At 66.1% G+C, this 13,708-nt stretch carries 14 protein-coding genes; 7 read left to right on the top strand and 7 right to left on the bottom strand.

The window, feature by feature from the left end:
- The first annotated feature begins 131 nt into the window (after positions 1 to 131).
- The 3 genes from JL11_RS15100 to JL11_RS15090 all read left to right on the top strand — a co-directional run bounded on the left by JL11_RS15100 (position 132) and on the right by JL11_RS15090 (position 4,121).
- Positions 132 to 1,400 (top strand): site-specific integrase, encoded by a 1,269-nt coding sequence (locus JL11_RS15100; protein WP_224761007.1) that lies wholly within the window; start codon positions 132 to 134, stop codon positions 1,398 to 1,400.
- 9 nt (positions 1,401 to 1,409) lie between these two features.
- Positions 1,410 to 2,441, top strand: a complete 1,032-nt coding sequence (locus JL11_RS15095) for a hypothetical protein (protein ID WP_054766375.1) — start codon at positions 1,410 to 1,412, stop codon at positions 2,439 to 2,441.
- Positions 2,442 to 2,888: 447 nt separating this feature from the next.
- Positions 2,889 to 4,121, top strand: coding sequence for a DUF3800 domain-containing protein (locus tag JL11_RS15090; RefSeq protein ID WP_054766374.1), 1,233 nt, complete (start codon positions 2,889 to 2,891; stop codon positions 4,119 to 4,121).
- Positions 4,122 to 4,353: 232 nt separating this feature from the next.
- On the opposite strand, the gene JL11_RS17585 is transcribed toward JL11_RS15090, so the two are convergent.
- Both JL11_RS17585 and JL11_RS15085 read right to left on the bottom strand, forming a co-directional pair.
- Positions 4,354 to 4,512, bottom strand: a complete 159-nt coding sequence (locus JL11_RS17585) for a hypothetical protein (RefSeq protein WP_156314211.1) — start codon at positions 4,510 to 4,512, stop codon at positions 4,354 to 4,356.
- Positions 4,513 to 4,722: 210 nt separating this feature from the next.
- Complete coding sequence (locus tag JL11_RS15085; protein ID WP_054766373.1) at positions 4,723 to 4,917, bottom strand: hypothetical protein; 195 nt, start codon at positions 4,915 to 4,917, stop codon at positions 4,723 to 4,725.
- A 266-nt stretch (positions 4,918 to 5,183) separates the two neighbouring features.
- Here JL11_RS15085 and JL11_RS15080 point away from each other — a divergent pair, with 266 nt between their 5' ends.
- Complete coding sequence (locus JL11_RS15080) at positions 5,184 to 6,083, top strand: endonuclease/exonuclease/phosphatase family protein (protein WP_054766372.1); 900 nt, start codon at positions 5,184 to 5,186, stop codon at positions 6,081 to 6,083.
- Between the two features lie 43 nt (positions 6,084 to 6,126).
- On the opposite strand, the gene JL11_RS15075 is transcribed toward JL11_RS15080, so the two are convergent.
- Complete coding sequence (locus JL11_RS15075; protein ID WP_054766371.1) at positions 6,127 to 6,435, bottom strand: hypothetical protein; 309 nt, start codon at positions 6,433 to 6,435, stop codon at positions 6,127 to 6,129.
- 329 nt (positions 6,436 to 6,764) lie between these two features.
- Here JL11_RS15075 and JL11_RS15070 point away from each other — a divergent pair, with 329 nt between their 5' ends.
- Together JL11_RS15070 and JL11_RS15065 are read left to right on the top strand one after the other, a co-directional pair.
- Positions 6,765 to 8,828, top strand: a complete 2,064-nt coding sequence (locus JL11_RS15070) for a ParB/RepB/Spo0J family partition protein (protein WP_054766370.1) — start codon at positions 6,765 to 6,767, stop codon at positions 8,826 to 8,828.
- Between the two features lie 218 nt (positions 8,829 to 9,046).
- Entirely contained in the window at positions 9,047 to 9,280 is a 234-nt protein-coding gene (locus JL11_RS15065; RefSeq protein WP_054766369.1) for a hypothetical protein, read from the top strand.
- On the opposite strand, the gene JL11_RS15060 is transcribed toward JL11_RS15065, so the two are convergent.
- Complete coding sequence (locus JL11_RS15060) at positions 9,267 to 10,067, bottom strand: hypothetical protein (RefSeq protein WP_054766368.1); 801 nt, start codon at positions 10,065 to 10,067, stop codon at positions 9,267 to 9,269. The genes JL11_RS15065 and JL11_RS15060 overlap by 14 nt on opposite strands.
- A gap of 288 nt (positions 10,068 to 10,355) precedes the next feature.
- Entirely contained in the window at positions 10,356 to 10,670 is a 315-nt protein-coding gene (locus JL11_RS15055) for a hypothetical protein (RefSeq protein ID WP_054766367.1), read from the bottom strand.
- Between the two features lie 119 nt (positions 10,671 to 10,789).
- Between JL11_RS15055 and JL11_RS15050 the strand changes: the two genes are divergently transcribed.
- Complete coding sequence (locus JL11_RS15050; protein WP_156314210.1) at positions 10,790 to 11,485, top strand: hypothetical protein; 696 nt, start codon at positions 10,790 to 10,792, stop codon at positions 11,483 to 11,485.
- A gap of 38 nt (positions 11,486 to 11,523) precedes the next feature.
- Here the strand turns inward: JL11_RS15050 and JL11_RS15045 are convergent, their stop codons facing one another.
- Together JL11_RS15045 and JL11_RS15040 are read right to left on the bottom strand one after the other, a co-directional pair.
- Positions 11,524 to 11,763 (bottom strand): hypothetical protein, encoded by a 240-nt coding sequence (locus JL11_RS15045; RefSeq protein ID WP_156314209.1) that lies wholly within the window; start codon positions 11,761 to 11,763, stop codon positions 11,524 to 11,526.
- A gap of 95 nt (positions 11,764 to 11,858) precedes the next feature.
- A complete protein-coding gene (locus tag JL11_RS15040) occupies positions 11,859 to 13,706 on the bottom strand; it encodes a DUF7380 domain-containing protein (protein WP_054766364.1) in 1,848 nt (615 codons plus the stop codon).
- Between the last annotated feature and the right edge of the window lie 2 nt (positions 13,707 to 13,708).

Genomic DNA, 13,708 nt, shown 5'->3' with positions numbered 1-13,708 from the left:
TACCGTAGATTTACGTATCTAAATCAAACGGTTACGAGGGATAGAGACTTACACATGCCTTACACAGTTGCCGTCATCGGCAAGGAGGTCATGTGTCGGAGTCTCACTCCCTCATGGACGGAAAGCTCCATGTGTACCGTCGCGAGAACAGCCGCTTCTGGCAGTGCGCGACGTACCTGAGCGGTCGCAACTACCGTCAGTCGACGAAGGAAACGAACATCGCCTACGCGCGAGAGTTCGCTCGAGACTGGTATCTCGATCGCGTAGCCGAGGACCGGCTGCGGAGGCACGGCGTGTTGCCGACGCCTCCAAACTCACTGGTCGTGATTCCGGAGCGGATCGCGCCGCGCCGAAGCGGCGAGAAGACATTCCGCGAAGCCGCAGCAGCGTTCGAGAAGGAGTACGCGGCGATGACGCTGGGCGAGCGCAACGCTCAGTACGTCGCGAGCAAAGGCAGGGTGATCCGGCTCTACCTGAACCCGTTCTTCGGCGACCTGGCGATCTCCGAAGTCTCGGCCGGTCGGATCCAGGACTATCGGCTTCAGCGGGTTACACCTCCCGAGGAGCCACAGCGGGTGCGCTTCGTGTCGGACGGTCGGGAGCGGATCGGCAAGGTCAAGGCCTGGAAGAGACCGAGCCGGCAGACGCTTCACAACGAGATGGTCTGCCTCCGACAGATCCTGAAGAGCGCCAACCGCAAGGGTTGGATTTCGGCCCTTCCCGATATGAGCAACCCCTATCGGGCGTCCGGGAAGATCAGCCATCGGGCGTGGTTCTCCCCCGAGGAGTACAAGCGACTCTATGAAGCGACGCGGGAGAGGGCGAAGAACCCGAAAAAAGAACGGTGGCGCGAGGAGTGCGAGCAGTTCCACGATTTCGTCCTGTTCATGGTCAACACCGGCCTTCGTCCCGACGAGGCTCAGCGCCTTGAGTTCAGGGACGTCTCCATCGTCGAGGATGAGGCCACCGGCGAGCGGATCCTTGAGATCGAGGTCCGGGGAAAGCGGGGCGTCGGGTACTGCAAGAGCATGCCGGGCGCCGTGCGTCCCTTCGAGCGGGTCCTGAAGCGCAAGAACGGCGAGCCGACCGATCTCGTTTTCGGACTGGTCCAGCGCGAGCTCCTGAACGCCATCCTGGACGAACTCGGGCTTAAGAAGGACCGGGACGGCAAGCCGCGGACGGCCTACAGCCTGCGGCACACCTACATCTCGATGCGGCTGATGGAGGGGGCGGACATCTACCAGGTCGCCAAGAACTGCCGGACCAGCGTGGAGATGATCGAGAAATACTACGCCTCGCACATCAAGAACGTGCTCGACGCCTCGGCAATCAACGTCCGCAAGCCGAAGCCGGCGAGACAGCGAGGGGCGCGCGCTGGCGAAACGGCGTCGGAGACCTAAGTCTTCCCCATGGACGTCCAGATCTACCGCTCCCCGTACTCCACCTCGGCCGCCGAGCACGCCGTCTTCTCCAAGGCGTCCGGGTGGGGCGTCGATCGGGGCGGTGAGGAAGCTGAGCACTGGATGCTGATCGCAGAAGCCGACCTGAGCCGGCCCACGGCGACCCTTCCGTTCGACGCCGGAGCAGCGCTCGCCGACGTCACGACCGATGGCGTCTTCTACTACCTGCATCAGAGTCCGCCGGAGACGGTCCATCTCGAGGCCGACAAAGCGCTGAACGCCTTTCGCCTTCGGGTCACCCTGCCAATCCTGCGTGATGTGCCCGGCGGCGAGATCGAAATCCTAGGCACCGGAACCCTGTTCAAACACGAAGACAGAATCTTCCTGGTCACAGCCGACCACCTCTTCCGGGAGGACCCCGAAGACGCCTCTTCAGCGATGATCCCGACCGAAGAGGTCGTCATTCCCGAACAGCCGGTGCGGGGCAACTTTCGAACGTTCGGGCATCACATCGTTTACCATCAACCACCGCCCGTCACGGCCGACGTCGTCGTGATAGAGCTCAAGGAGCCCGAGACCATCGCCATGCTGGCGGAGAACTGGGGCTTTCTGCCACTGGAGCAAGGGGGCGACGACCGGGTTGGCGACCGCCTGGTAGTGAGTGGCTTCCTTCATGAGGGAGCCCGGAACGTTGACGGGATTGTCCATCAAAGGATGCTCAATCTCGCGACCGATCCCCTGACCGCGATCCCCAAGAAAGCCAGCCAGCCGATCTACTCCCACGACCTGTTCATCTATCTCGACGCGCAGGGCGCCCGGCTGGACGGCGAGACGGAGGCGATCGGAAGCATCAAGGGGTTGAGCGGCGGCCCAATCTGGGCGGCCCGCGAAAGGGCGGGCCTCTGGTCCCCTTCCGCAACCATGAAGATCGTCGCGATCCAGAGCGCCGAGCTGAAGCAGCGTTGGGCCCGCGCAGTCCGATGGAACGTCGTCCGGGAGATACTGCGCCGTCCCGAGGTCGGCCTGCGGTCGCCGCCCTGACGCTCACAGAACCAAGTCTCTTGGACCGGGGAGGGCTCCTCGCTATAGGGAAGCCTCGGCTCGCGGGCGTGGCGAAACTGGTAGACGCAACGGACTTAAGCTGAGGATTGAGTGCGCCGGGGGAAATCCCGGACGTAGAACCGCTCAAAGTCGGGGAACCCTGTCAGATGGCGATCCCGAGCCAAGCCCGTCCCCCTTGGACGGGAAGGTGTAGAGACTAGACGGGCGGCGCCTAAGGCTTCGGCTACGGCGAAGGGATAGTCCAGACCACGAACGCCATCCGGCGGCGGCGAAAGTCGAAGTGGTATGAAAATCCGTCGGGCTTTGCCCATGCCGGTTCGACCCCGGCCGCCCGCACCAACCCGAATTCGATGAACGCTGCGCCTTGAAATGGCGAGGGCCGCTTCCGATCTCTCAGGCCCCCCTGAGAACGGAGAATAAGAAACCATGGGAGAAGCCCGCACCCCGCTGTTCGCCTACGTCGATGAGTCCGGAAACACCGGAAGAAACATCTTCGATACGGCGCAGCCCGACTACTACACCGCCGCCCTGGTCAGCCGGGGCGACTTCGACCGGAACTATGGCGATCAGGTTCGGGCCATCGCCGGGAAGGTTGGCGCCACCGCCATCCACGCGAACGAGCTTGGCCTCGGGCGGCTGGAACTGATCGCCGACGACCTGCTCCGCCTGCTCCATCGCGCCGGAGCGAACTTCTTCGTCTCGCGGGTCGAGAAGAAGTACCTGCTGGCGACCAAGATGTTCGACACCCTGTTCGACTCCGGGGAGAACGCCGCCGTCCCGTGGCACGCCTATAATTTGAAGCCGCTCAAGATCATCGGAGCCTTCAAGCTCGCTGGTGTCATCACCGACGATATCGCCCGGGACTTCTGGAAGTGTCTGCTGATGCCCAAGGAGGCGGACGCCCGTGCGGCGCTTCCGCCGATCTGCGAGGCGATCAAGGCCCGGCTCGACATCCTGCCGGATGCGCGATCGCGCGAGTTGCTGGGGCAGGGGCTGGACTGGATCATCGCGCACCCGGAGTGCGTCCAGTTCGCCACCGAGCAGAAGCTCGCCAAGCAGGGCCACTTCCCCAATCTGGTGGCCTTCGCGAACCTTCTGGAAGGGCTCCAGTCCATGTCCAGGCGCCTGAACAAGAAGATCGCGTCGATCATCCACGATGAGCAGAACGAGTTCGGACGCACGCTGAGCTCTTGGCACGGTCTGTTTTCCAACGCCTCGCCGGATGTCATCGAATGGGCTGGCGAGCGCTACTCCCTGCAGCGGGCTCCTGGCAGTCTCTTCGCCATGAAGCCCGACGATCAGAGCCCCGGCATCCAGATGGCTGACGTCGCGCTGTGGCTTTACGGTCAGTGGCTGAAGGGCAAGGTCCTTCCGGAGAACTGCGAGCGTCTGCTGCTCTTCATCCTCGCCAATGGCTGGCAAAACGACTTCTCCTTCGAGGGAGTCGAACACTCGCTACTCAATCAGTTCGGAGAGGTGATGTTCGGAGACATGCCCGAGGAGAAGCTGGAAGCGGGTCGTGCGCTGGTGAAAATGAGCGAAGAACGCCGTGTCGCGTCGATGGAACAGTACGAAATCGACGGACTGCCGCCGTTCATGCGGACCCCGCCTCCCGGCGTTTCCACGGCCCGGCCGCCGGCGCCGCTGGCTCAAGGTTAGCGGAGGTCTCAGGGTCGGGGTCGGTCGGCTTCCGGATGAAGTCGTCGACCCCGGCTCCCTATCGCGACACAAGGGCGCGCACGTCGGCGGACTCGCGCGCTCCCGCCTAGTGAACCGAAGCCGGGGCGGCGCTGCCGCCTTCGGAGCTCATGACGAGGCTGTCGACCATCAGGTCGATCTCGGCATGAAGCTCGCTGACATCCTGGTTCGCGAACCGCGCCTCGGCAGCTTCTCACCAGGCGATCCGAAGCAGGTCGCGGGCGGCCGCGGGAGTGAGATCGTCAAGATAGATCAGGCCGCGTTCGGCCAGGATCCGGCGCGCGACCTCGCCCGCCCGTTCCGCCAGCTCGTCATAGAGGGCCGTTTCCTCGGCGGTGAACTCATCGGCCACGGCGATCCTTTCGGGACGGCGAATGGGGGACGGGCCTGGAACTTCTGCGAGGAAGCCCGGTGTTTCAGGACCGGCCGCCGCCGACGTCGAGGACGTCCCCCGGCTCCCGATCGGTCCCTATCGTTCCGGAACCCGTCGTTGGCCAGCCTACAGGCTCACCGGCCCGACGCAATCGAAGCGGGCCGCAGATGACCTGGCGTTGAAGCAGGCTCAGGCGGGCCGCTTCGCTCCCGCGCGGATCAACAAGGCGCCCAAAGCGACCGGCGCGGCAGCGAACGAGGCTATCGACAGGGCCTCGGCACCGTGTCCGATAGCGATACCCCAGCCAGTAAACGTTGCGGCGAGAACCGCAGTGACACTGATGAGACTGAGACCCGACTGACGCAGCAAGATGGCGTTTTTCATGAACCCTCTCCGTGTTGGATCACAGGCTAGGGCTCGCCAGTGAATTCGCCCTTAAGCTGGGCAATGGCCGAAGGCGGGGAGGGTCTGAACACTTTTGCTGGCGCCGAAACGCCCCTCAACTGGGGCGCCGCGAATGACGCATCGCGGGAATCGGTTCGATGGGATAGGCGGGGACCGCCGGACCGCGACCGACCTTGCGCCCGGCAGCGGTCCCGCGCCGACCCGCCGTCGGCCGGGCCGCACCCTTCCCCGCGAGGCCCCCTGTCATGAAATCCCTGATCGCGCTCACCCTCTCGGCCGCCCTCCTGTCGGGCTGCGTCGGCATGACGCCGCCCCGCGACGGCGGCGGCCTCAAGATCGCCAGCTGGAACATGAAGCATCTGGCCGAACGGGACGGGGAGGGCTGCAGCCCGCGCACCGGGGCGGACTACGCCCGTCTGCGGGCGCACGCCTCGGCCCTCGGCGCCGACGTGATCGCCTTTCAGGAAGTGCAGAACCGGGCCGCCGCCGAACGGGTGTTCGATCCGGCGCTCTACGACGTGGTCATGTCCGGCCGTCCGCCCAGCACCCGCGGCGGCGAGTGCCGTGGGCGTCCGGGGCTCTCTATCCAGAACCAGGCCGTCGGCTTCGCCATCCGCAAGGGCGTGCCCTGGACCCGCAATCCCGACCTTAGCGCCCTGGCCCTCGGTAACCCCGATCTTCGCTGGGGCGTGGATGTGACGGTGTCGCGCGGGCGGCCGGTTCGGCTCCTGGCGGTGCATCTGAAGTCCGGCTGCAACTCCGGCCGCGAGCCGACCGACCCGGACTGCCCCGTGCTCTTCGACCAGCTCCCTGTGCTGGAGGGATGGACCGAGGCGCGCGCCCGCGAAGGCGCCGCCTTCGTCGTGCTGGGCGACTGGAACCGTCGTCTTGCCAGCCGTAACGACGCCTTCCTGGCCGACCTGAACGACGGCGACCCAGAGGGCTCGACCCTGACCCTGACCTCGGGCGACCGGCCGGCCGGCTGTAAGGCGCGCTACCGCGAATACATCGACTTCATCGCCACGGGCGCTGCCGCGACCGCCCGGATCGAGCCGGGGTCATTCGAGGAATATGTCTACGGCGGCGTGCCCGAGGCCGAGCACCCGTCGGACCACTGTCCGATCTCGGTGCGGCTCGTGGGCTGACACTGGCAACACGTCCTGAACGCTCGCCGCCGCGTACTGTAGTTCAAATCTTCAACTTCGACCAATCCACCTTGCCCAGATCGTTGTCGAACCAACTCAGCTCGACGTCGAGAGGCAGCGACTGACCATCCTGGAGCAGGACGTGCTCCGGCACTTCGGCGGCCGGAACAGTTTTGTTAAGATAGTTGTCAGCCTGATCGTGCGCGTCGCGTAGGCCGATTGCGACGCTGTTGATCTGAGCCGGCGTGGATCCGGCGACCAAAAAGTGCTGACGGGGGAGTTGAACGCCTGCGGCCGTCAGAATGATCCGGGCGTAGCAGACGGGTCGGGCGGGGGATGCAGCGGTGGTCATCTGGGCACTCCGTGTGGGCCGCAATCGGCGAAGGGACATCACCCTCGCTGATTCGGCTGGCCGAACCGCGATCGCATGCCTCTGAAGATCTAAGGGCTCCGCCCTCGCGCGGGCCAGGGTGAAGCGGCTCCGCCGCCGGATCGGCCGGTCTCCCCGGCCTTCCGCGCCGGCGACAGGGGCGATGCCCGCGATCGATACGAGGCTTGTGCAGGCCGGGCGATCCCCCTCCGGCCGATCCGCCCTGGCCCTTGCTACCCCGGTCTCGCCGACGGGCAGGGTTTCAGGCGCGCGTTTCGCGTGCCTGCAACCCTTGCCCAAAGGAGGCAGACATGACTGCTCAATCCACCCAAGCCCGTATCCCTGCGGCGGCTGGCGCCGCCGCGACCGGAGCGGATCAGGAGCCGGTTCACGGTGCGGAGATCGTGGTTCCGCTGAACCGGTTGAAGGCGTCCCCGAAGAACGCCCGGAAGGTGCCGCACAGCGCGGCGACCATCGAGGCGTTCGCCGCCTCCATCAAGGTCAAGGGGGTGTTGCAGCCGCCCGTGGTCGAGATCGAACGCGGCGAGGACGGGACGGCCACCGGCAATTACCTCGTAACCATCGGGGAGGGGCGCCGTCAGGGCCTGAGGCTCTTGGCCAAGCGCAAGCAGATCAAGCGGACCCATCCGGTCAAGGTTGTCGTAGATACCGAGAATGACGCCCATGAAATCAGTCTCGACGAAAACACCACCCGCGAGGCCATGCACCCCGCCGACCAGTTCGAGGCGTTCAAGCGGCTGGCGGACGAGAAGGGCTATGGCGCCGAGGAGATCGGCGCCCGGTTCGGCGTCACGGCGACCGTAGTGCGTCAACGTCTGCGGCTCGGGGCGGCGGCCCCGGAGCTGATGGCGGCCTATCGGGAGGGGGCGCTGGCGCTTGATCAGTTGATGGCCTTCTGCGTCAGCGGCGATCAGGACCGGCAGCGTCAGGTGTTCGAGCAGTTGGGCGAGTACCGTCCCGTCCACGCCATTCGCCGGGCCATGACCGAGGCCAAGGTCAGGGCGGACGACCGCCGCGCCGTCTTCGTCGGCGTCGAGGCGTATGAGGCCGAGGGCGGTTCGGTGCTGCGCGACCTGTTCACCGAGGACGGCGGCGGCTGGCTGGAAGACCCGGCCCTGCTGGACCGGATGGTGGGCGACAAGCTCACCGCTCTGGCCGACGAGGCGCGCCAGCGCGAGGACTGGAAATGGGCCGAGGCCGCGTCCGACTATGTCGCCGTCAACGCCCTGGGCCGGGTCTATCCGGTCGAGGTCGTCCGGTCCGAGGACGATGCGGCGCAGATCGCCGCCCTGTCCGAGGAATACGACGCCCTCGTCTCCGAGGCCGGGCCGGAAGGGCTGACGCCCGAAGCCGACGCCCGGCTGGAAGAGATCGACAAGGCCCTGCAAGCCTTCGGCCCGGACTTCGACTATCCCGCCGAGGTCAAGGCGCGGGCCGGGGTCATGGTCCTGCTGGGCCACGACGGACTGGCCCGGTTCGAGCGGGGTCTGGTCAGGGCCGAGGATGCGGTCAGCGACCGGGCGCCCGATCCGGACGCCCCGGAAAGCTGGTCCGAGGCGGAGACGCAGGACGGCGAAACGGCCCCGCCCGCGCCGGAAGCCGAGGCCGACGAGGGACCGGCGCCCCTGTCCGAACGGCTGGTGATCGACCTCACCGCCCATCGGACCATGGGGCTGCGCGATGCGGTTCAGGCCGATGAAAACATCGCCCTGACGGTGGTGGTCCATGCGCTGGCCTTGCAGGTCTTCTACCCGGCGTGGGGGACGTGGACGCCCCTGCAACTGCGTCTGGGCGTGACCGGTCTGGAGCGGCTGGCGCCCGGCGTCAGCGACAGCCCGGCCGGGCGGCGGGTGGCCGACCGGCTGGAGGCGTGGGGCGCCCGTCTGCCGGAAGAGGCGCGAGACCTCTGGGCCGTGCTCATGACCGTGCCGCCGTCGGACCTTCTGGACCTGATGGCCTGTTGCGCGGGCGTCGGCCTCTATGCCGTGCGCGACCCCCACGACCGCAAGCCGGACGCCCTCGCCCATGCCGAGACGCTGGCGACCGCCACCGGTCTGGATATGACAGGAACGTGGACCGCCACCGCCGCCAGCTATTTCTCCCGCGTGTCCAAGGCGCGGGTTCTGGAAGCGGTGACCGAGGCGACCACGCCCGAGGAAGCCGGGCGGATCGCCGGGTTCAAGAAGGGCGACATGGCCGATGCCGCCGAGCGGCTGGTCGAGGGCAAGGGCTGGCTTCCGTCCGTACTGCGCACCGTCTCCGATGCGGCGGAACCGGAGGCCCCGGAGCCGGAAGGCGAGGCGACCGAGCCGCCCGCAGCCGATGACGACGCCTACCGGTTCGCCGCCGAATAGACGGTGTAAGGGGCCGAAAACTCGCCGCGCGCCCTTTGGGGCGCGCGGCTTTTTGTCTCCGGGCAAGGCGGCGAAGCGTGGTGTTCCGCTTCGGCATAACGCTGTAAGTCCAATGGTCGGGGGGACGGACCGATGGACCGGAACCCGGGCGACCTTTTCCGAACCGAACGGCTCCGGGTCGGGTCGCCCACGGCCCCCGGTCAAGGTGTGATCCGCGCATGAAGCCGAGCAAATTCATCGCGCATCAGGAACGGCGGCTGAAGCGTGCGCTGAGCGACGACGAGCGCGACGCCGTCGAACAGGCCCGCGAGGATACGACCACGGGCCAGTCCGACACGGTCAAGGCGATGTGGAAGGCGCTGGACGACGCGCCTGAACCCGATCCTGAGAACCCTCGCGAGAAACCGTCCCACCAGCGTCAGGGCGCCGTCGCGAGAGCTAGGCCGCTCTGATCCGCGGCCACAACGAACTGTACTTCCGCGCCTCCTGTTTGCGGCGCCGGTCCTGTGCCCGTGCGCCGTTGGGCCGACAGGCGATGTCCAGCTCAAGCAGGTGTGACTGCGACATGTTGAAGGTGACGTTCGGCCACTCGTTTCCGTCCCGGTCGTACGCCGTCCGGTATCGGAAACCAAGATGGACGGCCGCCACGATCAGAGGGCCGTTCGCGACATAGTCCGGGCCCAAGGGCGCGCCGTCGGGGAAGGTGCAGGCGAAGTTCTCCGCGATGTGCTTCAGGCGATAGCTGTCGGTGTCGGGGCGGATGGTCTTCGTCGCGGGCACCGACGCCAGCATGGCGAGTGCGCGCAGCACATGGTCGGCGACTGCGATCTCCTTCAGCTCCTCCCGATACGCCTGGACCCGGTCATAGTGCTCGTAGGGCGTCTCCCAGCGACCATCGCTTCGGCGTTCGGGCCGCCCGAAACCCCATCCCCATTTATGGAGACGATCGTCGCGGTCCATCGCCGTGAGCGTGATCGCATGTGCTGCGGCGCGCAGCAGCATCGATGCCGGCGCATCGAAGTCACGTTCGGTCAGGTAGCGGCCGAACGGCTCAGGATCGATCCGTCGAGAACCGCCCGCGTCGATGCGAGCGCGCAATTCGGCGTTGGAGTGGAAGCCCAGTCCACGCGCCAGCGCTTCGACGCGGTGGGAGGATTTGATTTCGGGAGCGGTCTGTCGAAGTCCGGCCTTGAGGCGCTCGAGGGTGACAGGGTTCAGAGTGATGTCGAGTTCGACCATGGCGTTTGCCTCTGTGGGTGCGCAGGTCGCCGATTACGCTGCGGCACACGAGGAAAACGTGGGGCCGAGGAAGGGATTGCAAGCCACGAGACGTTTGACCCGGCGACAGGTCACAGGCGCCTAACCCGACTCACAAGATGCCGTGAGTCGCAGGATGCGCAAGGAGTGGCACGACCGGGCCGACTGGCATCCTGATCGCCCTGCGTTCGTCGATGGCGCTTTTCCCCCGGGCAGCCTGGTCATGCACCTCGGGGAGGCTGCGCCGGGCGAGGCTTGCCCGGCGTCGCCTTAGGGCATCCGGCGTTGCACGCCTTCCAGCAGATAGGCGACGAGCAGGGTGAGGCCCCGGCGCTCCACGCAGAATTTGCGGCGCTCGTTCACGGCGTCGAGCAGGTCCTGCCACTCCCCGAGAAGTTCCGCCTCCTGGGCCGAATCCAGCAGGCTCAGGTCGATGTCCCGTCCGAGGCGACGACGCAGGTAGTCGAAGACGGTTCCGTTCCTGATCTCCTCCTTGACCTCATCGATCATGATGTCGTCGTAGCGACCGGAGTCCATCGCCCCGTTCAGATAGAAGGCAATGAAGGTCAGGATGGATGGCGGCATGAGCGCTCCTTGTCAGGCGGAGCGCCACGTTGCCCGCTCGGTACGATCGCCGCAAGCCGACTACCTTGAGGGGCTGTGGCGCATCGCGCCGTCAACCTCCGCTTGTGGACTCGCCGAAGATGCGGATAGCTGCGCGTCGGGAGGCGTGTATGGGACATTTTTTGCATCGATCGGAGTGCCGGTCCTGGATCTATCCGTGGCGATGTCCGGACTGCACCTCGGCGATCTACGTCTATCAATGCAGTTGCGGCAGCGGCGTCTTCTTCGAAACCAATCAGCCGCCGTGGCCGCGACACGACTGCAGCGCCGCGATCGTCGGCGCTTCAATGGCGGGCGCGGGCGGCTGGCTGAAAGCCGGCCTCGATCCTTCGACCGGAAAGGGACAGCCTCTTGAGGCCCTCAAAGGCTTTGTGGCCATCGGCACGGGCGCACCGACGCCGGAGCCACCCGCCCACATCGTCGCTCCGGCGCACCAGCTTGTCGGGGTCAAGGCGATGGACCCGATGCCGGGTGAGCACGAGAGCTTCATCGGCGTCGTGCGCGATCTGAAGGTCGACACGACCCGGATCAAGGAGCTCTACGCGGATCTCGGCGACCTTGGACGCAAGCTCCTGGACCTGCCTGCGCGCGGCGCCGCCCGGCAGATCACCATCGAGAAGAATGATCTCGACCCTATCGAAAGCTACACGGCCGTGGCCCCGGTCGATCTTCTTCAAGGCGTCGGCGTCGGCGAGATGGTCTGGGTTGAACTGTCGGCCCGCCACGGCGCGGATCGGTCGGCCTGGGTGGTGGTCAGTCTCGGCGCGCTGGGCTGACGGGGTCACCCTCGATCGCTCCCGTTCGCACTTGCGCGTCAGACCGAGCGGAGCCCTCGGTCCTCATAAACCGAGCGGGACGGATCGCGGAGGGCGCTCAGCCAGGCTGGGACCTCAGCGCGCGTCTCGCCATTAAAGCCTTCGACGAAGACGCTGCAGAAGGCGAGGGCGGCGTCCCTCGCCGTCATCTCTGCGGGAATGCGGTGGCTCGCTGCAACCGCGTCGCCCGCCACGCCGGACCAACCCGTCACACGCTCCTGATGCTTGATCATGATCATCTGGACGATCCAGAGAAAATCAGTCCGTTTGTCACTCATGGCGCGGCCTCATGCGAAGACTACCGGGGCGGGCCGCTGTTGGGCGGGCCTGTCGGCTAACATTGCTCTCTTATAGCCGGTGCTGTGATGGAATCCCACGTCCGCAGCAACGGCCAGCACGTCAGCTGGTACAGCAGCCAGCAGGCGTAAACGGCCTCGGTCGTATGGCATCCCCCGGTGCCGATCCGTCCATGGGCCACCGCATGGCGCAGGGCCGACCCCGCCCGGAAATCGAACAAGAGCTCAAGCTCCAGAACGGTGGCCGGCGGCAGGATGGCTTCCAGCTGAGGGCGCAGTCTGCCCAACATCGCCGACAGAGACACATTCTCCTCCGTCATGTCGTCGAAATCGACGACCGGGTCATGGTCCGCAACCCGGAGCACATGGCGCAGGCACGGCTCCAGTTGCGGAACGAGCAGATGGACCGCTGACTGATCGTCACCCTGCAGAAGGCGGGTAAAGCCCAGCGCCATGAGACCTTGCTGCTCCCAGCGCACGAACGGGGAGCGGGACACGATCGCCCCAAGATGCCGTTCATGAATGTTGTGCCGTTGGGAGAGGGTCAGCCGGGCCGGGTCGAAACTCCCCTGCACAACGATCTGCCGACGAAATCGCTCGGATTCGTTGATCCTCTGCTTCAGCCAATCCTCGTCGGGATCTTCCCGATCTCCGGATGGCGTGTTCGCGGCGGTTCGTCCGTCTTCGTCGGAGTGCCGGGTTCCCATCATGGCGCCGAGCGGGAACTGATCGAGCGAGGCCAGTGCGTCCTCGCGAAGCGTTTCGACGGGCTGGGACCGTCCGATGCAGGCCAAGGCCTTCAACGCCGCCGGGAGATCCAGCTGCGCGAAGGTCTCGAACGCCTCCCGTCGCTCTTCGCCGAGGTCGAGCGGAACGGTCATCATGACGAACTCGGACAGGGCGTCTTCCTGAAGATCACGCAAGTCCCGCCGGAGCGAACGGCGCCACTCATCCTGTCCCCTTATGCCGCGCAGGGCGTGCAGGGCGGACTGCACCCAATGCGCCTTGGCGCCGGAGGTGCTGACCTGGTCCACCATCTTCAGGATTGTGCTGACCCTCTCGACCTGACACCGCCTGCTGGCGTCCTCGTCGCGGGCTTGCAAATGAAGGTGCGCGGCGTGTCCCAGCAACTGCGCGGACGCCAAGGGATCGAACCGATCCGGCGCGTCGCGAGCGACGGCCTCGAGGTCGGCGGCGACGTCGAGGGCCGGGACCAGATCGTAGTAGCGCGCAAGTGCCGCCGCCGAACCGAAGACCGTGACCGCGCGGTCGGTCACCGCTCTACCATAGAGGCGCAAAAAGGCGTCACGCGCGGCCGGGTCGGTTTTCTTCTTGCCGGTCAGCCTGAGCGCCAGCTGCAGGGCGCGTTGGGCGAACCCTAGCGCTTCAAACGACGCGCCCTCGGCTTCGCCGTATCGCGGTCTGGAGCGCCCATCGAGCAACCGATCCAGGCTATCCACATAGCCGTCGATCGCACAGCGTCCCGCTGCACCGCGATGGCGTTCATTGGTCCAGGCTATGTCGGCCAGTCGCGCCTTCAGCCCGGGGTGATCGAGTTGAGCCGCCAGGGTTTCGAAAACCCCGGCCTGAGGGAGGAAATCCTCGATCGCGGGCATCCGCCAGCCCTCGCCCACATATCGCGGGCCCCACGGCGACCCTTGGTCAGCGGGGCGGAGCAGGAGTCCGACGGCGCCGGACAGCCAGTACCACCCGGAGGCCAGTTGTCCCTCGCTCGCTCGCGCGAGCACCATGAAGCGTTGCTCGAACACGCCCGCATCGACGTGCGAATGGTCCGCCGTTTCGGCGTTTATCGCTTCGACATCGAAGCCGATGATCGCCGTGGTCGGCGGCGGCCAGGTCAAGCCTTCGGAAGAGGTCGTGGACATCG

Origin of the sequence: Brevundimonas sp. DS20 (assembly GCF_001310255.1) — a bacterium.
Taxonomy (GTDB): Bacteria; Pseudomonadota; Alphaproteobacteria; order Caulobacterales; family Caulobacteraceae; genus Brevundimonas; species Brevundimonas aurantiaca.
Note: the sequence above shows the minus strand (reverse complement) of the source record. Positions and strands in the feature narration are given on the sequence as shown.